This is a genomic window from Desulfallas thermosapovorans DSM 6562, assembly GCF_008124625.1.
GTDB classification, from domain to species: Bacteria; Bacillota; Desulfotomaculia; order Desulfotomaculales; family Desulfallaceae; genus Sporotomaculum; species Sporotomaculum thermosapovorans.
In genome coordinates this window covers 27,720-46,745 of the sequence record NZ_VNHM01000007.1, presented here as the reverse complement: position 1 = coordinate 46,745, position 19,026 = coordinate 27,720, and the positions used below count along the sequence as shown (strand labels likewise).

The window sequence follows — 19,026 nt, the reverse complement described above, 5'->3', positions numbered from 1 at the left end:
AAGTGAGGTTTTGCCCTATGCCCGGAACATTTTCCGGCATCGAAATTACCCGGCGGGCGCTCCAGGCCCACCAGATTTCCCTGGAAACCACCGGGCACAACATAGCTAACGCCAACACGCCCGGTTACTCCCGCCAGCAGGCCGTGCACACGGCTTCCGACCCCTACACAATGCCCGTGCCCTTAAATGAATTGACCGTGGGCCAGCTGGGCACCGGAGTGGAAATTAGCTTAATCAGGCGGATTCGAAATGATTACCTGGACGCCCAGGTACGTACCAGCACCTCCGCCCATAGTTACTGGGCCACCCAGGAGCAGGTGTTTGCCCGTATTGAATCAGTTTTTCCCGAACCCCTTACCCAGGGTATCGGGGACGCCATAACAAAGTTCTTCCGGGCCTGGCACGATTTGAACAACACCCCCGAGGATCCGGGGTGCAAAGCTGCCGTTGCCGAGCTGGGGGATGAACTGGCCAACTTGATGCGGGAATCATACGCGCAACTGGAAAATCTCAACCAAAACATCGTCAGGCTAAAAGACGACGGCAGCGGCAACAAGATAATCGACGGTGGCCAGCTTCAGGATCAGGTGGATACGGTAAATTACATGTTGAAACAGGTGCGCGACCTGACCGAAGGTATTAAGAGAGTTTACGCCTACGGTAACCAGCCCAACGATTTGCTGGACAAGCGGGACTTGCTGCTGGACAAGCTGGCGGAATACGTGCCCCTGGAAGTGATTAATAAAAACGATACCGGGGATATAGAATTAAAGATTTTTGGTCACGAGGTTGACTTCCGGAAAAAAGATGCTGATTATCCTGTGGTAACGTTGCAGTACAATGATAAAGGCGATACTAAAGCTGAAAATGATGTTATTGAGCTAACGGTGAAATCCATTACAGGCTCTGCCACATTTGCCCTGGAGGATTACGCGGATAATGCGCCGCCCAGAAGCAGTATTTTAGCTTTGGAAATGGCCAGGGGCAAAGTGCAGGAGTACCAGGAAAATTTGGAAGTATTATCAAAAGCCCTGAAGCTAATTATTAAAGAGCAGGAACCGTTTATAGAGGGCTCGGCTGTTAATAATTTTTTTGCGGGTAGTCTGGGAGGGGCAAATGAATTCAGAGTCAACCCAAAAATCATGGCCGATCCCACCCTTATTGACGGTGAAAAAGCCCTGGATGTAGCCCGGCTTTACAACATAGGTATGGATGGAAGCATTGCCGGTGTCGACCTGCGCGGTGCCACCCTGTCCGAGTATTTTAATGCTATACTTTCGGACATAGGCACCAATTCCAGTACGGCCACCGACATGACGGAAAACCAGTACGCCGTCAACCAGCAAATCCAGTCGGTGCGGGATTCCGCCCAGGGGGTCAATCTGGACGAAGAACTGACCATGATGATTCAATACCAGTACGGCTACCAGGCTTCAGCCCGGGTGCTCACCACACTGGATGAGCTGCTGGATCACCTGATCAACCGGACGGCATAATACGGCAGGGGGGATGATAAAATGCGCATAACCAGCGGGATGATCACCCGGCATACCCAGAACTATATCCAGGACGGCATGCAGAGGATGGCCCGGTACCAGGAAATGATATCCACCACCAAAAAAATAATCCGGCTCAGCGATGACCCCACCGCCACCAGCCAGTTGCTTAATGTACGGTCCAACGTGGAAATGAACAAGCAATATATGCGCAATATCCAGGACGGCCTCAGTTACCTGTACGGTGCTGACACCGCCCTGGACACGGCGGGCAACATTATTAAAAAAGCCAAGGATTATGCCCTCCAGGCCGCCAACGATACATTAGACGATGACGACAGGAAGGCCGTAGCTGAGCAAATTGATAAATTAATAGATGAAATGAAAGACATCGCCAACACCGTTGTGGGCGGGGTGTATATATTTGCGGGTACAAGGAACAGTGACCCGCCCTTTAAGTTTGAGAGAAATGCTGACAACAAAATAACCATCACTTACCATGGCAATCTTGAAAATGTTTCCAGGGAAATATTGGATCAGACTGATTACCCCATCAACATTCCTTCAGTTTCAGTAACTGATTCCGCTTCGGGGTTATTTGGCCAAGTGGAGTATGACGATTCAGACCCACCTAAAGGAACAGTAACCGGTGGTGTGTTTAAAACACTAATTGATTTAAGGGACCGGTTAATGGACGACGATGAAGAAGGCCTCCAACAATCCATAGGCGAGCTGGAAGCCCAGCACGACCACATTCTGCGCTACCGGGTGCAGGTGGGTGCCCGTACCAACCACTTTGAGTCTGTGCGGGATCAATTGCAGGACCAGGAGCTCAGGCTTACCCAGGTGATCAGTAACCTGGAGGATGCCGATATGGCCAGGGTATCCGTGGATTTGGCCCAGCAAAGACTGGTTTACCAGTCTTCCCTGGCGTCGGCGTCCCAGATTTTGCAAATATCCTTGCTTCATTTTTTAAGATAAATTATTATAAGTACAAGAACAATTTTCCTGCGGGGAGGTGTAATCGATGAAAATCGGTGCCGGAGGGTTACAATCCCAACTGATGGAAGACGCGATAAAAATACGCCAGGTGGACCCTTCCCGGAACAAACCCGGTCAGGATAACCATATTCCCTTTGACCCGCTGCAGGGCCGGAAAAAAGCGGGGCAAGAGTTGCACCCGCCTTTAAACGAACCCGCCAAAGGAGCGGCGGCGGATAATTTCAGTGAACACATGCGTCCAACTGTGGAACCCGAACCGTCGACGCCTGGCGGCGCGCCGCCTGCATATCAATCCCTTGGCATGTTTGTAGATGTATATATCTGAACATGCTAACAAAATAAAACATACCAACCAGGGTGACCCAAAGGGTCACCTAAAATTTTACCTTTTACAGAGGAGATACAGCTATGAAAGTGCAAACCACCCGTTTCGGTACGGTGGAAATAGACGAGGGCAAAATTATTGCCTTCCCCAAAGGTATTCCCGGCTTTGAACAGCTGCGGCGTTTTTTTATACTTCCCGTGGAAGGCAATGAAAACATCCGGTGGCTGCAAGCCGTGGACGAGCCCGCCGTGGCCCTTTTGGTAATTGACCCCTTTGTTTACTTTAAAGGCTATTCCTGTGACGTGCCCGATCATATCGCCAAAGAGCTGGGCATCAAAGAACCCGCCGAGGCACTGGTGTTGGCCACCGTCACCGTGCCCCCCGGCAACCCCGCCGCCACCACCGCCAACCTGCTGGCCCCCATTGTCATCAACACCCGGCTGCATAAAGGCAGGCAGGTTATTTTAAGCGGCTCTCCATACACCACCAAACACCGGCTCTTCCGGGAAGTGCCCACCCCGGAGGCTAAAGGCAGTTCCGGTAAAACAGCCGGGGTAGCCGAAAAAAACATACCCCCCGCTGCTAAAAAGGTGTCCGGCAAAGGGGGAGTCTGATATGCTGGTGCTCTCCCGCAAAAAGAACCAGGGGATTATGCTGGGGGATGATATCAAAATTGCAGTTCTGGAGATCAAAGACGATATCGTCAAGATAGGAATCGAGGCTCCCAGGTGTGTAACCATCCTGCGCAGCGAGCTGTACCAAGCGGTGCGGGAGGAAAATACCACCGCCGTGGCCAGTGACGGTAACGTGGTGGAGTTGCTGAAAGATTTTTTTGCCGGGCAGGGGAAAAAGGGCTAAAGTTTATGGTTTAATTGACGAATATTAGGGATAGGAAGGTTTCCAAATATCCCAGTGGTGGCCACCCGAGGATATTAAAAATTTTGCATGGATGCAGTAAAAACATTCAGGGAGGAATGTAAATAATGATTATTAACCACAACATTGCTGCGCTGAACACGTATCGTCAGTTGAGCAACAACAACGCCATCGGCGCAAAGTCGCTGGAGAAGCTGTCCTCGGGCCTGCGCATCAACCGGGCCGGGGACGACGCCGCTGGCCTGGCCATCAGCGAGAAGATGCGCGGTCAGATCCGGGGCTTGGATCAGGCAGCTAGAAACGCGCAGGATGCTATTTCTATGATACAGACTGCTGAAGGTGCATTAAATGAAACTCACAGCATACTGCAACGTATGCGTGAACTAGCTGTTCAAGCAGCTAACGATACCGCTACTCAAACTGATAGAAATGAGATCCAGAAAGAAGTTGACCAGCTTGCAAAAGAAATAACCAGAATCTCTAATACAACAGAGTTTAACACTAAAAACCTGCTTGGTGGGGGCTTAAATGCTACGTACCATATAGGAGCAAATCAGGGCCAAGAGATAACGCTCTCTGTTAATGCCATGGATGCTTATACGTTGGGGGTAGCTTCCGCACAGAACCAGCTTGGAGCTTTTGTTGCTGGTGCTACCGGTTTAACAGCAAGTGCATTTAGTAATGAAGGTCTTGGTAGGGGACTTAGTGCTCAAACGTATACTATAGCTGTAACCCACAATGCTGCTAGCACCTCAGAGATTTCTGATACAGTAACTGGAGGTGCTGATATTTCTGGAACTTATACTGGTGATCGTAATGAAACAGTCATATTTAAAGTTACAGGGGTTTCCAGCAACCAAGTAACTGCAGTTGAGTATTCTACTGATGGAGGAACGAGTTGGGCTGGAATAACTGTTACAGGTGGTTCAGGTAGCAGTACAGTAACTTACAAAGGAACAACAATTACATTTACTGATGATGCCAGCAACGCTGTGGGGCAAAGCGCAACCTACCAATTAAATGCTCGAAATGATTCAATCCAACTTAAAGATAGCGGTGATACAAACATTGGTTCTGCAGTAACTGTATATGCTGATATGACTAGTGTTACTATTGGTGATGCAGCAACCGGTCGTACAATGCTAATATCTTCAACTAGTTTAGGCGATTTGACTTCAGGTACCGCCACTCAGGCAGTAACCCAACAAGCATCATCAGCTGCTACCTTTAATAATGATGGCAGTTTTGCCAGCCAAGCTGTTGCTGTTGCGGGAGTTGATGTAAGCAGCCAGGCTGCGGCCAACACAGCTATTACAACTATAAATAATGCTATTGAGAGGGTTTCTGCCGAACGCTCCAAACTTGGTGCATATCAAAACCGATTGGAGCACACCATTAATAACCTTGGTACTGCTTCTGAAAACCTTTCAGCTTCCGAATCCCGCATCCGCGACGTTGATTATGCCAAAGCAGCTTAAGCTGCCAGGGCACAGTCGTCCTGGCTGGTAACGGTCAGGAGTACCACTGGGTGAATTGCTGGAAAACCCTGAGAGCCCTTCATACCACAACGCAGCCGGAAACGGCAGACGTGAAGGTCGAAAAAATGAAGGGATTGGGCAATCAGCAGCCAAGCCCCTGTGCCGAAAGGCTGGGGAAGGTTCAACGACTAGGGCATACCACCTGCGGCCGCCCCAAGCGGTACGGTGATGAAGCCCGTAGGGCGCGCAAAAAAGCGCTCGAAGTGCCCGGCCCCGCACAGGCTCGTAAGAGCGCTGCGGGTGAAGATATAGTCTGGTCAACAGGGAAACCTGTTGTGGCGACGATGGCCAAAGAAATGATGGAATTCACCAAGATGAACATCCTCTCCCAGGCTGCCCAGGCCATGCTGGCCCAGGCCAACCAGCAGCCCCAGGGCGTACTCCAGCTCCTGCGGTAATTGCTGTCAAACACAACAACAAAGGGGTCTCAGGCACGTCCTGGGGCCTCTTTTACCTATATCTAATTCTACAAATTAGGACAGTGACACAATTAGGAAATTATATTATGTCGTAAATCAATATCATAGTGTTAAGGACGATTATCATGTTAGCTTTAATGCATAATATTCCGGCCATTAATACATACAGAAATAAAAACCTTGCTACCACAAAGGTAGTGAAAACAATAGAAAAACTGTCCAGCGGATTGCGTATTAATAAGGCCGCTGACGATGCCGCCGGCTTAGCTATTTCCCAAAAGATGAGAGCCCAAATTAGGGGACTGGATCGGGCACAAAGGAATGTCCAGGATGGAATCTCACTTATTCAAACCGCAGAGGGCGGTTTAAACAATATATTAGAACCGCCTCTGCATAGGCTGCGCCAATTGGCCGTACAAGCTGCAAATGGGATCTTGTCTAAGCAAGATATTGAAAAAATCCAGTTGGAGATTGATGAAATAAAAAAGGAAATAAACAATATTGCTAACAATACCCATTTCAACTCCATAACATTGCTGGATGGCTCACTTTCCGGTTTTTCGACTATTACCCGATCAATCATTGTGGGATCCAAGGAAATAACACCTGCCGCAAGTGCCTCTGTGTCGGGAAATGCCGACCTCTCCGGGGGATTGACCATCACAAAAGATGTAAACGATACACTAACCTTTAAAGTTGACGGAGTTGGAATGTCCATAACTTTAGATGCTGGCACATATACACTTACAAACTTGCTTACGGAGATTAACAGCAAGCTTAGTTCCATAAATTCAGGGGTGACAGCCTCTTACCAGAATAGTAAACTGGTTTTAACTGTTAATGAAGCTGGTAACCATACAATAAGTGATATTGCCGGAAACGCTGTTACATCCTTGTTTATCAACAAAGTATTGGGAGATATTACGGATTTATATGCCTTTGGTTGGACGGATGTATATCCCTCAGTAACAATTGAAGAGGGTGTTAACGATACTTTAACATTCACCGCTGATGGCGTAGATTACAGTTTGAAACTGGCACCCGGAACATATTCAACGATCACAACGGGTGACGCATCAAAATCTCCCTTAGCCGCTGCCCTTGATGACGCTGCTAATAAAGCGGGTGCGCCGGTATATACAAGGATATGGGGAGTACACGGGGATCCTGATGACCCCAGAAGAGTTATCGAGTTTATTAAAAAAGGCATAATAGGGCCCCAAGCCATAGGTAATTTTGGAGGTAACGCAAAGGAAACTTTATTTGCCAGGATGAACCCTGACAGGAATTTTGGTGTAGATGGTATAGATTCCTCAAATATGATAGAAGGTGAAGGCACTTATACCGAAACAAAAATCACAGGTAGTGTAGATCTTTCGGCTGGTTTAATAGTCACAGCCGGGCAGAATGATTCCTTGATTCTTACAGTAGATGGTATGTTAAAGTCCATAAACTTGACTCCAGGAGATTATAATCAAGCCGGTTTACTTGCGGAGATCAACGATAAATTACTTACAGCCGGTGCAGGAATAACAGCTTCGTACGAGAATGATAAACTGGTTTTAACTCACGCTGCGGCTGGTGATATTGAAATAATCGCCGGGAACGCCATTAACTCGTTATTTATACCAAAAATCAACGGCACTAATGCAGTAATTGAAAATATCTACGGCACTATTGAGGAAATGGTCCAGGATCCCGGCAAAGTAGTCAATATCCAGGTGGGTAGCAATGCAGGTCAGTCATTTTTAATCACTATATCTGATGCCTCCACAGCTAATTTGGGAATTGACGATGTTACAGTGGAATCTTCCGAAACGGCAAATGAGGCCATTGTTAAGATAGATAATGCAATACGTAAGATTACATCTGAATGCTCAAGATTAGGAGCTTACCAAAACCGTTTAGAACACATTATCAACAACCTGGGCACATCGACCGAGAACCTGACCGCCGCCGAGTCCCGCATCCGCGATGTGGACATGGCCAGGGAAATGATGGAATTCACCAAGATGAACATCCTCTCCCAGAGCGCCCAGGCCATGCTGGCCCAGGCTAACCAGATGCCCCAGGGCGTGCTGCAGCTCCTGCGGTAATTGCTGTCAAAGACAACAACAAAGGGGCCCTAAGGCCTCTTTTTACAAAGCTGAAATAAAAAGAAAGCTGAAATAAAAAGGTTTTATATGTCCGGTATATAAGAACAGGCTTTTAGTTTGGGGGTCATTAATATGAATTATAGAAACTCAAGCCTATGTGGCAAAGCTTATGTAACCAACGATAAACATACTCGCGAAAAGTATAGTGAGTTTGCTGAGTATATTAAAACTCATGGTCTTGATCCCGATTCCCATTTTGTAAATAATAATATATTTCTAAATTGCTTTTTACTTGACATAGGCACAGCTATGATAAGTGAACAGGACAGGTTTGTAAGAATTGCCAGGTGGTGTGTTGGCGCGAATGGGGAGAATTTTGCCCCGGATCCCAAACTAACAAAGGCAGGAAGGTTAAATCCCAAAGGGGTAGTATACCTGTACCTAAGTAACGATAAGCACACAGCAATTAGCGAAACAAAAATCAAAAAAGGTGAACGATTTTGTATAGGAGTATTCAGGCCCAAGGTAAACCTTCGAATTTTAGACTTTTGTTGCGATAGAGAGACTGAAAGGGAAAAACCTAATAGTTTCAGATTGGTAGTCGATAAAGGATTTTCGAAACCTATTCAGGCCGGTGATGATGAAAAAGAATACATGCCTACTCAGTTTTTAGCAAAATATATTAAAGGCAAAGGTTTTGATGGTGTAAAGTATAGCAGTGCAGCATGTGAAGGCGGGTATAATGTGTGTCTGTTTGCAACGAGTAATGTGGATCTTGTTTGTTTTGAATGTAAGTACTGTGAATGTAGAGAATGTAAAAAGTTTTGTGTAAATAGTAATAAATGCAAATAAAGGAGATGACCATTTATGCAAAACTGTAGAAGACCTCATTGTTTGTCGTTCATTGATAACCGACAATAGCGGTTATCAATGAACGACAAATAAGGTTGTCAACAAGTTAGGCACTTCCGCTAATGGCGGGGGTTATTTTATCAAAGTACCGGAAAGCCCACCTAAATGATGGGCTATGTAGGTACCGGTTTACTCTAAAGTAAGTCTGCCATTTTTGTGTTGATATAGGTTTAGCTAAATGCCCTTTTCAGCAGCCAAAGACTAGCCACCAGCTCTTGTGGGTAAACATGAAAACCCGGCGGTATTCCAGGTTCTCTAAAAAAGGTTGCCCTCATGATAACGGCCAGGGACAGTTCTTGCGGTAGACTGTTTAGTGCTCGAGAAAGTTTTCGGGCCTGGCTTGCGCCATTCCCAAAAACTTCCTAAAAGGGACAGTCCCTCATTTGGGTAACACATTAGCGAGCTAAAGGGTAGGGCTTAGAAGAAGAATGCCCGGATTAAAACATTAGCATGCTAAATTGCTTTTTCATCTAAATAGACATAAACATGGCATCTAAATACTCTTGTAGTCTATTATCTTTGTTGAAATGAAGAATATATAGTGGACTAGCATATTAACATAATGAGTCGGATAATTGAACTACTGGAAACCTGTCTGGAGGAACTGGAACACGCCAAGTCCAAGATAAACGAGGATAACTTTGAAAACGGGATAATCACGCCGCATAATATGGTAGATGGGTATTACCGGGCTGAACTATTTCTCCAGTCACTAATGAAAAACCTTCCAACCAATCAAATATCACTCATAGATTAAGCCCCCCGTAACTCTTTTGATTTGGTTACGTTAGCCTGTGAACATGGGGATAGTGCTAAAGCTTTAGAAATAATGCAGTTTAGCGTGTTACCCAACTTCAAGAAGTGGCAGGCAGAGCTGAACCAGTGCTTTGCCGCACATAGTATCTATAACCATTGATATTGTATAAGTTTATTAAACGTAAAGTGAAAGCTGTGTAACCTATTTCCAAGAGGGACTTCAGCTATGATAATCAACCACAACATTGCCGCGCAGACCGCTTTACAGAAACATAGCCATAGCCGGCAACATGGTCACCTGAGCCATAGAAAGACTATCTTCGGGCCTCAGAATAAACCGTGCTTTAGACGATCCCGCCTGACTGGCCATCAGCGAGAGGATGCGGGCACAGATCAGAGGCCTGCAGCAGGCCAGCCGTAATGTCCAGGATGGTATCTCCATGATCCAAACCGCCGAGGGTGCTTTTAACGAGACCCACGCCATGATTCAGCGTATCAGGGAACTTGTGATACAGGGGCATAACGGAACATTAAGCGATGCCGACAGAAGAACTATTCAGCAAGAAATTGACCAGCTAATCGAGGAAATCGGGGGAATATCCAACAGAACAGAATTCAACACCAGGAAGCTCCTGGACGGTAGCTGTGGCACCGGCGCGGGCAAGGGGCTTTGGCTTCAACTGGGAGCCAATGCCGGGCAGGGAATGTACATACAATTTAGCAATATGAGCGCCGACATTTTGGGGGCCGGTGCAGACCCGGATTTCGCCTTAAGTGGGGTCAATATACTGGCTAACTCCTATGATGACAACATGGCCGTTGTCGATCAGGCCCTTGCGGACGTTTCCCGCGAGAGAGGTAGGATGGGTGCTTACATAAACCGCCTTGAGCACACCATCAATAACATGGACACCACCGTCGAAAACCTGATTGCCGCCGAGTCCAGGATCAGGGATGCGGACATGGCCAGAGAAATGATGGCGCTGGCAAAGTACAGCATTCTCCAACAGGTCGCCATGGCCATGTTAGTTCAGGCCAATCAGCAGGCGAAAAGTGTCCTGTGGCTTTTGATGCAGCATGACAATGGCCCTTGATGTATAAAACAATCAACTTATTACAGCATAACAGCAAAGGAGCTTAAATTATGAGAAAAGCAGTTAGTATAATAACTCTTATTTTATTGTCAACGTTGCTGTTTACCGGCTGTGGTGCCGGCAATGAAAGCGAAGCACTAACCGCACCTGAGAACGAAATGAGTTTTGCCGAATTTAAAGCGCTAAGGGTGGAAACCCCCACTGAATTTCACGTATTAGTCAAACTAAGCGATTACTATAACTATGAGTTTAGGGATGGAAGAGAAAACTATTATTCGTTTATGATTTACGAAACAGATGGGACCCTTACCAATCTAGCCGGATTCCTGTCCAAAGACAACCCCATGGCTAAACAGGTATTTGATACTGTCAAAGATGGTGAAGATTATCCTATGACACTTAAAATAGGCTTCATTGAAGGTGGATACGATAAATCTGACTGCGTCCTTATTACCGATATTCTAAGCATCGGCCAGTGGTCGGAATAGTTTAAAACAGGATCACGTTGGAGTGATAAACAGATAATGACAAACGAAGATTACCTTCGGCAGCAGCTGGAATGGGTCAAATACAGAGCGAAAGCCTTGGAAGAAATCGAAGCCAAGCTGCAGGAAATGCGGTCCTTGGCCACGTACGCCAGGGATAGCTGCATAAGCCGGGATATGGCCCGGGAGTTCAATGCCAGGCTGCAAGTACTGCAGCAGGAAATAATTGCACTTGACGAGCAAACCAGGGTATGCTGGATGGACTGCCAGTAATGCTCATGCTCACAAAACACAGTAGTACATAACAACCGACGGGAACGGAGGCGACACGAGTGGACATAGCCGCGCTATCAATAATCATGAACCAGGTCCAGCTGAAGCAGGACGCGGGTATTGCCATGCTGAGGAAAGCCATGGACGCGGCGGAAAAAGGCGGCAGTCTGGTGAACCAGATGCTGGATAAAGTGAACGAAGGGCATACCGTAACCCAGGTGAAACTGCCTCACCTGGGCAATAATATCGATATATTCGTATAGCCTGCCCTTATTGCTAACAAGAATATCAGCACCGCCTGTTTTGGCAACCACAGAAAACCGCGTACGGCGCTTTTAAAGGCTTTACAATCGTTGTTAGCTATATTCAGCTATATTTCCCTTTAGCCAGCTAATCAAACCGCAAATAAGGGTATTCTTGCGCGTTTATAGTTATTCTATATTTAGCCATCCTTTTGAATCTGGTATAATAAGGGCAAGGAAACCTGCTGCCGAAAGGGGCGTTGTTTTGGGAAGATGAAACGCATCAACCGGACCAACGATTACCTGTTCAAAAGGATATTCGGCTCCGAAGAAGGCAAAGATGCACTCATAAGTTTTCTAAACGCAGTGCTGAAACCACCGCCGGGACAGGAATTAACATCGGTGGAGTTACTGGACCGGGAGCTGGACCCCAAATACCTGCTGGATAAAGCCGCCAGGCTTGACATCCTGGCCAAAACAGCTACCGGAGCATTAGTAAACATAGAAGTACAGGTAGTAAACAAATACAATATCGACAAAAGGACCCTGTTCTACTGGGCGGGTCTTTACTACGGCCAACTGGGCAGCGGCGAAGACTTTATCTATCTCAGGAAGACTATCACCATCAACATACTTGGTTTCAACTGGTTTGAAGATGCCGGTAAATACCACTACACTTTTCACATTAGGGAAGACCAAACAGGCGAGTTATTGAACGACGACCTGGAAATTCATTTCCTGGAACTGAGGAAGATTGCCGGGCTGAAGCGCAAGCCGCAAAATGACCTGGAAGAATGGCTGCTATACTTTAACAACATTCAGGGTGAAGAAATGGAGGAAATCGCCATGGGCAACCCGGGAATTCGCAAAGCTTTGACCATAGAGCAGATCTTCTTGAAGGACAAGAAAGAGCGCAGGCTATACGAGCTCAGGGAAAAGGCTGTCAGGGACGAAATATCCATGCTGGCCGGCGCAAGGGCCGAAGGCAGAGCTGAAGGTAAAGCAGAGGGCAGGGCTGATGCCATCTGCATGTTTCTTGATGTAAGGTTTGGCGAAGCTTCACAAGGGTTACAAAGAAAGGTAAGGTACATCAGCAAATTAGAGATTTTGGACAGAATTATCAACCGGATTTATACCGCCGCATCGCTGGATGATGCCGAGGCCATCATAGATAACGCCACAAAGTAAAACAGTGATATCGTATAACTATTAACGTAAAGTGAAAGCTGCGTACAGCTACTTCCAAGAGGGACTTCAGCCATGATAATAAACCATAACATTGCCGCGCTGACCGCTTATAGAAACATGATCATAGCCGGCAACATGGTCACCAGAGCCATAGAAAGGCTTTCTTCAGGCCTCAGAATAAACCGGGCCGCGGACGACCCCGCTGGCCTTGCCATCAGCGAAAGGATGCGGGCACAAATCAGGGGCCTGCGACAGGCCAGCCGCAATGCCCAGGATGGTATCTCCATGATCCAAACCGCCGAGGGTGCTTTAAACGAAACCCACGCCATGATTCAGCGCATCAGGGAACTGGTAATACAGGGGCACAACGGAACATTAAGCGATGCCGACAGAAGAGCTATCCAGCAAGAAATCGACCAGCTGATTGAAGAAATCGGGGGAATATCGAACAGGACGGAATTCAACACCAGGAAGCTCCTGGACGGCAGCTGTGACTCCGGCGCGGGCAAGGGGCTTTGGCTTCAGATAGGGGCCAATGCCGGGCAGGGAATGTACATACAGTTTAGCAATATGAGAGCTGATACATTGGGTGCCGGTGCAGGCACTGGTTTCGCCCTAAGCGGAGTCAATATACTAGCCAACTCCTATGACGACAACATAGCCGTTGTCGATCAGGCCCTCGGGGACGTTTCCCGGGAGCGGGGCAGGATGGGTGCTTACATAAACCGCCTTGAGCACACCATCAACAACCTGGATACCACCGCCGAAAACCTGATCGCCGCCGAGTCCAGGATCAGGGATGCGGACATGGCCAGGGAGATAATGGCGCTGGTCAAGTACAGCATACTCCAGCAGGTGGCCATGGCCATGTTGGTTCAGGCCAACCAGCAAGCGAAAAGCGTCCTGTGGCTTTTGAAGCAGCATGACAATTATTACTGATATTATATGGGCTTATTTGCCGGTATAACCCCGCAGCATTGGTTCTACCCGGGATTTCTCCTGCATGACACCTTTATGTAATCCGCTTAATAAGGTAATAAACTACGCTGGCGGGAACTGCATGAAACACTATGCTTGGTAAAAATCGATGTTTAAGGCTCATTACATACCCGTTTACTGGTGTACGTACTAAAAAAACTGGCTATAAAAAAGGGCTTTGTCTGGTCGCAGAAGATTATTATTGACGCATACCAGATTTTCCACTGTTTCCAGCAATGACAATATATTCGATAAAAGATTGATTTCTTGAAACCCGGTTTAATACATTTTTTGTAGGTAGTTTTTTTAACTTAGGAAGATTAATTGAAGAAAAACATTAGTAGGGATAATTGGAGGAAGTTGTTGGAATGTCAAGGCCAGGTGGGATCAATTTTGATACTGATGATGCAAATTTTAATGTGCTACGAATTAATCTGTCAAATAAGACCGCATTTCTACTAGAAAATATAACAAACTACGTCAAGAAAAAATATCCACAACTAAATCGTGCCACTGGTAGCTGGTATATTAACTACGGTTTTGACAAAAGGATAATATTTTTTTAAATTGAACCCGACCCTCGGAATGACTGTGTCTACATAACAATACATGGTGAAGATTATCCTCAATTAACTGATGAATCTAGATTACGTGTATTATTAAAACCACCGGGCTTACCGCCTGGAAACTGGAAGTGCCAGGCAACAGTAAAAAATAACTCTGACTTAAAGTGGGTTTATAGACTTATTGATGAAGTTTATAATCTAGTTATCAAACGCTATTATAAGTGAGCACTTAAACATCGGGACAGTCATGTATAATAAATTGACATTTCTTAAATTTATTTCCAATAAGGGAGGCAGGACAAGGATGCTGACATGGCCAAAGAAGCGATGTTAAATAAAATTTACAGGAATGACTTAACAGGAAAGTGAGAAAAGATGTCAAAAAACTATGAAATGACTATAGATGGACATCCAAACATATATAACAATATGTCATCAAGAAAATTGAATATATACTTTTCCGAACCAGATAAAGGGGTTAATCAAGAGACGGGACTTTTACTTTTTATTCCTGGTTTTGGTGCCCATGCTAACTCAAATGTTTACAAAAAAATGCGTTCAGTTTTTGCCGACAAGTATAATGTGATTACCATACAATGCGATTATTTTGGGTGGGAGTTTATGCAATATGATCACCTGCAGGAGACACCTGAAAACTTTAATGATATGGGCATAATGCAAGCACTTGATAATATTACGGCTGTTACGCTTATTGTGGAAATTATTAAAGATAATAACTTAACATTTGACGCTGGTAAAGTTATAGCTTATGGGCATTCGCATGGTGCATATTTAGCATATTTATGTAATGCTTTCGCTCCAGGTCTATTTTCGTTAATTGTTGATAATTCAGCATGGTTGTTCCCTGTTTATTTAAAATCCAAAAGATATCTACGCGTTAATGGAAGTATTTTTGTTTTTGATTACTTTGCTAAATATTTTATAAAAGATTTTGAAATACTATACTTGCCAATTTTATATAAAAATTTTAAAAACCAATGTATTATACACTCTTTTCATGGTGATAACGATAATTTAATTTCTTTAAAAGATAAAAGAAATTTTTGCTTACCACTTAAGCGATGTTTTTTGCATGAAATAACATCTGAAAATATTGATAATAAAATTTTTAAATCCAATACTCATGGGCTTGATGCAGATTTTTTATTGATGTTCGATTACTTAATTAATAATTATAATATTAGATTTAGACGTAAACATACACTATCAGTTTCCAACCGTAGAATAGAAACTAAATATTACAATTATTTATTCGATTATGCTAGCTCCCTACCTGTTTTAAAGAGGAGATAGAAACCAGTAAAAAGAACAAAAAAGAGCGCAGGCTATACGAGCCCAGGGAAAAAGCTGTCAGGGACGAAATCTCTATGCTGGCCGGTGCAAGGGCTGAAGGGAGAGCTGAAGGTAAAGCAGAGGGTAGAGCCGATGCCATCTGTATAATTTCTTGATGTTGGATTTGGTGAAGCTTCACAAGGGTTACAAAGAAAGGTAAGGTCCATCAGCAAATTATGAGTCTTGGACAGAATTATCAACCAGATTTATACTGCCGCATCACTGGATGATGCTGAAGCTATCATAGATAATGCCATAACCCGTTAGGAATGTAATATAACTATAAACGGGGGGTAACACGAGTACAAACTGCCTAAATTGGGTCACCTTCATATAGCTTGCCTTTATTGCTAGCAATAATAGCACCGCCTGTTTTGGCAGCCACAGAAAACCGCGTACGACACTTTTAAAGGCCCTATAATCGTTTTTAGTTATATTCAGCTATGTTTCCCTTAGCTGGCTAATTAAAGTGCAAATAAGGGCATTCTTGCGCGTTGATAGTTATTCTATATTTAGCCATCCTTTTGAATCTGGTATAATAAGGGCAAGGAAACCTGTTGCCGAAGGGGGCGCTGTTTTGGTGGTAATAAAACGCATCAACCGTACCAACGATTACCTGTTCAAAAGGATATTCGGCTCCGAAGAGGGCGCTGAAACCACCGCCGGGACAGGAATTAACATCGGTGGAGTTACTGGACCGGGAGCTGGACCCCAAATACCTGCTGGATAAAGCCGCCAGGCTTGACATCCTGGCCAAAACAGCTACCGGAGCATTAGTAAACATAGAAGTACAGGTAGTAAACAAATACAATATCGACAAAAGGACCCTGTTCTACTGGGCGGGTCTTTACTACGGCCAACTGGGCAGCGGCGAAGACTTTATCCACCTCAGAAAGACCATCACCATCAACATACTCGGTTTCAACTGGTTTGCAGATGCCGGTAAATACCACTACACTTTTCACATCAGGGAAGACCAAACAGGCGAGTTATTGAACGACGACCTGGAAATTCATTTCCTGGAACTGAGAAAGATTGCCGGGCTGAAGCGCAAGCCGCAAAATGACCTGGAGGAATGGCTGCTATACTTTAACAACATTCAGGGTGAAGAAATGGAGGAAATCGCCATGGGCAACCCGGGAATTCGCAAAGCTTTGACCATAGAGCAGATCTTCTTGAAGGACAAGAAAGAGCGCAGGCTATACGAGCTCAGGGAAAAGGCTGTCAGGGACGAAATTTCCATGCTGGCCGGCGCAAGGGCCGAGGGCATGGCCGAAGGTGAGGCCAGGGGTATAGCCAAAGGTGAGGTTAAGGGCAGGGCCGATGCCATCTGCATGTTTCTTGATGTAAGGTTTGGCGAAGCTTCACAAGGGTTACAAAGAAAGGTAAGGTACATCAGCAAATTAGAGATTTTGGACAGAATTATCAACCGGATTTATACCGCCGCATCGCTGGATGATGCCGAGGCCATCATAGATAACGCCACAAAGTAAAACAGTGATATCGTATAACTATTAACGTAAAGTGAAAGCTGTGTAAACCTACTTCCAAGAGGGACTTCAGCCATGATAATCAATCACAACATTGCCGCGCTGACCGCATACAGAAACATGGTCATAGCCGGCAATATGGTCACCAGAGCCATAGAAAGGCTTTATTCTGGCCTCAGAATAAACCGGGCTGCAGACGACCCCGCTGGCCTTGCCATCAGCGAAAGGATACGGGCACAAATCAGGGGCCTGCGGCAGGCCAGCCGTAATGCCCAGGATGGTATCTCCATGATCCAGACCGCCGAGGGTGCTTTAAACGAGACCCACGCCATGATTCAGCGCATCAGGGAACTGGTGATACAGGGCACAACGGAACATTAAGCGATGCCGACAGAAGAGCCATCCAGCAAGAAATTGACCAGCTGATTGAAGAAATAGGAGGAATATCCAACAGGACGGAATTCAACACCAGGAAGCTCCTGGATGGCAGCTGTGACTCTGGCGTGGGCAAGGGGCTTTGGCTTCAGCTGGGGGCCAATGCCGGCCAGGGAATGTACATACAGTTTAGCAATATGAGCCCCGGTACACTGGGGGCCGGTGCAGGCACGTTTCGATACTTTCTATTTTTATGGCTGTAAAAGGGGGCGTCCGAACCCCTGCATAAAAAAACCTAAAAAAAACTACAGCTCACTGCAAAAAACTGATCAACTTACTGCATAAATTTAACCGAATAAACAGCGCATTGGAAATGTCCATGCCCTACAAGAAAAGATTCCCAAAAACACAACCGTAAATTCGCTGCCTAATTGATATTAGGCAGTGAGATGGATACCGGGGCCGGCTTGACCTAAATAAAACAGGTCAGGCTGGCTTCTTTGTGCCTGGCCGAAAGGAAAGAAAGAACTAATAAAGCAGGAATAATAAGCCGGTACTCAGAAAACAGGTGGCAATATGGTAAAATATAAATTAGGAAGGGTGAACGGAAGGCAAGATGCCCAAGATCGACATACCGGTAAAGAAACTCATCGAACTAAGACCGGCAGACTGGGCCAGATACATTCAACCAGGCTGCCGAGAAGAATGGGTAACGAACTTCAAGACCAGCTACACCCCCAAGAAAGAATCCAGACTGGACAGTATCCTGAAAATAAACGATCCCAATGGACCGTACCTGCTAAACTTAGAACCGATGGGCTATCGTGATAACGCCCTGCCGGCCAGGATGCTGCGCTACCGGAGTGATATCTGGGAGGCCACCCTGACGGAAGGAAAGGGCCTACCATCCATACGGCAAGTGGTAATATTCTTCTACCATGAAAACGACAACGGCCTGCACCGGTTACGGGACACATGGGACAAGGGAATACTGGAATACGCCTACGAAGTAATCAGAGTGTGGGAACAGCGCAGGCAGCCGGTGATAACGGCGAAACTGGTAGGGCTCTACCCCCTGCTGCCCCTGATGAAAGGTGAAAACGAACAAGAGACACCGGAACAGGCCCTAAAAGAATGCATGAGCGTAGTGCAGGAAGTGGAAGACAAATCACTGCAACTGGACCTGCTGGCGGTAATGGCCATAATGGCTGGCGGCAGGTTCCCGGAGAAACTGGTACTGTCAATGATAAGGAGGGAAATGGTAATGGAATCGCCTATCTTCCAGGAATGGGTTAAAGAAGAAAGAGCGGAGGCTGAGGCCAGGGGTGAGGCCAGGGGCAGGATAAAAGGTAAAGCAGAGGGTAAAGCTGAGGGTAAAGTAGAAGCCATCTGCAAATACCTTGAAGTCAGGTTTGGCCCGGCATCAGCGGAACTGCAGCGGCAGGTGAGAAACATTTCCAGCCTGGACGAACTAAACCGGATAATAAACAACATATACACCACCGGAACGGTTGAAGAAGCCCGAGCGGTTGTGCTGGGAACAAGAAACTAAAGAGAATAAA

Annotated in this window: 15 protein-coding genes and 5 pseudogenes; all 20 read left to right on the top strand. The window is 46.0% G+C overall.

Translation table 11 applies throughout. From position 1 onward, the window contains the following. The first annotated feature begins 17 nt into the window (after positions 1-17). The 20 genes and pseudogenes from flgK (at position 18) to LX24_RS07300 (ending at position 19,016) form a co-directional block, all read left to right on the top strand. Positions 18-1,496, top strand: coding sequence for a flagellar hook-associated protein FlgK (gene flgK / locus LX24_RS07400; protein WP_166511509.1), 1,479 nt, complete (start codon positions 18-20; stop codon positions 1,494-1,496). Positions 1,497-1,517: 21 nt separating this feature from the next. Beyond that, entirely contained in the window at positions 1,518-2,477 is a 960-nt protein-coding gene (flgL, locus tag LX24_RS07395) for a flagellar hook-associated protein FlgL (protein ID WP_166511508.1), read from the top strand. Between the two features lie 46 nt (positions 2,478-2,523). After that, entirely contained in the window at positions 2,524-2,823 is a 300-nt protein-coding gene (locus LX24_RS07390; protein ID WP_166511507.1) for a hypothetical protein, read from the top strand. Positions 2,824-2,906: 83 nt separating this feature from the next. After that, positions 2,907-3,437, top strand: a complete 531-nt coding sequence (gene fliW, locus LX24_RS07385) for a flagellar assembly protein FliW (protein ID WP_166511506.1) — start codon at positions 2,907-2,909, stop codon at positions 3,435-3,437. Between the two features lies 1 nt (position 3,438). Continuing rightward, positions 3,439-3,681: a carbon storage regulator CsrA gene (gene csrA, locus LX24_RS07380; protein WP_166511505.1), complete on the top strand. Its 243-nt coding sequence runs from the start codon at positions 3,439-3,441 to the stop codon at positions 3,679-3,681. Positions 3,682-3,806: 125 nt separating this feature from the next. Beyond that, positions 3,807-5,177 (top strand): flagellin N-terminal helical domain-containing protein, encoded by a 1,371-nt coding sequence (locus LX24_RS07375; RefSeq protein ID WP_166511504.1) that lies wholly within the window; start codon positions 3,807-3,809, stop codon positions 5,175-5,177. Between the two features lie 341 nt (positions 5,178-5,518). Continuing rightward, positions 5,519-5,635 (top strand): annotated as a pseudogene (locus LX24_RS07370) (flagellin); the annotation flags it as partial. A 146-nt stretch (positions 5,636-5,781) separates the two neighbouring features. Further along, complete coding sequence (locus LX24_RS15115; RefSeq protein ID WP_279233190.1) at positions 5,782-7,752, top strand: flagellin N-terminal helical domain-containing protein; 1,971 nt, start codon at positions 5,782-5,784, stop codon at positions 7,750-7,752. 132 nt (positions 7,753-7,884) lie between these two features. Next, positions 7,885-8,604, top strand: a complete 720-nt coding sequence (locus LX24_RS07355) for an RES family NAD+ phosphorylase (RefSeq protein ID WP_166511503.1) — start codon at positions 7,885-7,887, stop codon at positions 8,602-8,604. 622 nt (positions 8,605-9,226) lie between these two features. Further along, a pseudogene (locus LX24_RS15360) lies at positions 9,227-9,580 on the top strand (DUF8042 domain-containing protein). A 66-nt stretch (positions 9,581-9,646) separates the two neighbouring features. Beyond that, a pseudogene (locus tag LX24_RS07345) lies at positions 9,647-10,514 on the top strand (flagellin N-terminal helical domain-containing protein). 50 nt (positions 10,515-10,564) lie between these two features. Next, the gene (locus LX24_RS07340) at positions 10,565-11,002 is read left to right on the top strand and encodes a hypothetical protein (protein WP_166511501.1); all 438 of its coding nucleotides are present in this window, start codon (positions 10,565-10,567) and stop codon (positions 11,000-11,002) included. Between the two features lie 36 nt (positions 11,003-11,038). Then, on the top strand, positions 11,039-11,272 hold the full coding sequence (locus LX24_RS07335; protein WP_166511500.1) for a hypothetical protein: 234 nt from the start codon (positions 11,039-11,041) through the stop codon (positions 11,270-11,272). Positions 11,273-11,331: 59 nt separating this feature from the next. Beyond that, the gene (locus LX24_RS07330) at positions 11,332-11,535 is read left to right on the top strand and encodes a YjfB family protein (RefSeq protein WP_166511499.1); all 204 of its coding nucleotides are present in this window, start codon (positions 11,332-11,334) and stop codon (positions 11,533-11,535) included. 252 nt (positions 11,536-11,787) lie between these two features. Continuing rightward, positions 11,788-12,702 (top strand): Rpn family recombination-promoting nuclease/putative transposase, encoded by a 915-nt coding sequence (locus LX24_RS07325; protein ID WP_166511498.1) that lies wholly within the window; start codon positions 11,788-11,790, stop codon positions 12,700-12,702. Positions 12,703-12,774: 72 nt separating this feature from the next. After that, positions 12,775-13,641, top strand: coding sequence for a flagellin N-terminal helical domain-containing protein (locus LX24_RS07320; protein ID WP_166511497.1), 867 nt, complete (start codon positions 12,775-12,777; stop codon positions 13,639-13,641). 980 nt (positions 13,642-14,621) lie between these two features. Further along, positions 14,622-15,560: a DUF2920 family protein gene (locus LX24_RS07315; protein WP_166511496.1), complete on the top strand. Its 939-nt coding sequence runs from the start codon at positions 14,622-14,624 to the stop codon at positions 15,558-15,560. Between the two features lie 616 nt (positions 15,561-16,176). Next, positions 16,177-17,092: pseudogene (locus LX24_RS07310) on the top strand (Rpn family recombination-promoting nuclease/putative transposase). 72 nt (positions 17,093-17,164) lie between these two features. Continuing rightward, positions 17,165-17,727: pseudogene (locus LX24_RS15290) on the top strand (flagellin N-terminal helical domain-containing protein). Positions 17,728-18,080: 353 nt separating this feature from the next. Next, positions 18,081-19,016, top strand: coding sequence for an RpnC/YadD family protein (locus tag LX24_RS07300; protein ID WP_166511495.1), 936 nt, complete (start codon positions 18,081-18,083; stop codon positions 19,014-19,016). The last annotated feature ends 10 nt before the right edge of the window (positions 19,017-19,026 follow it).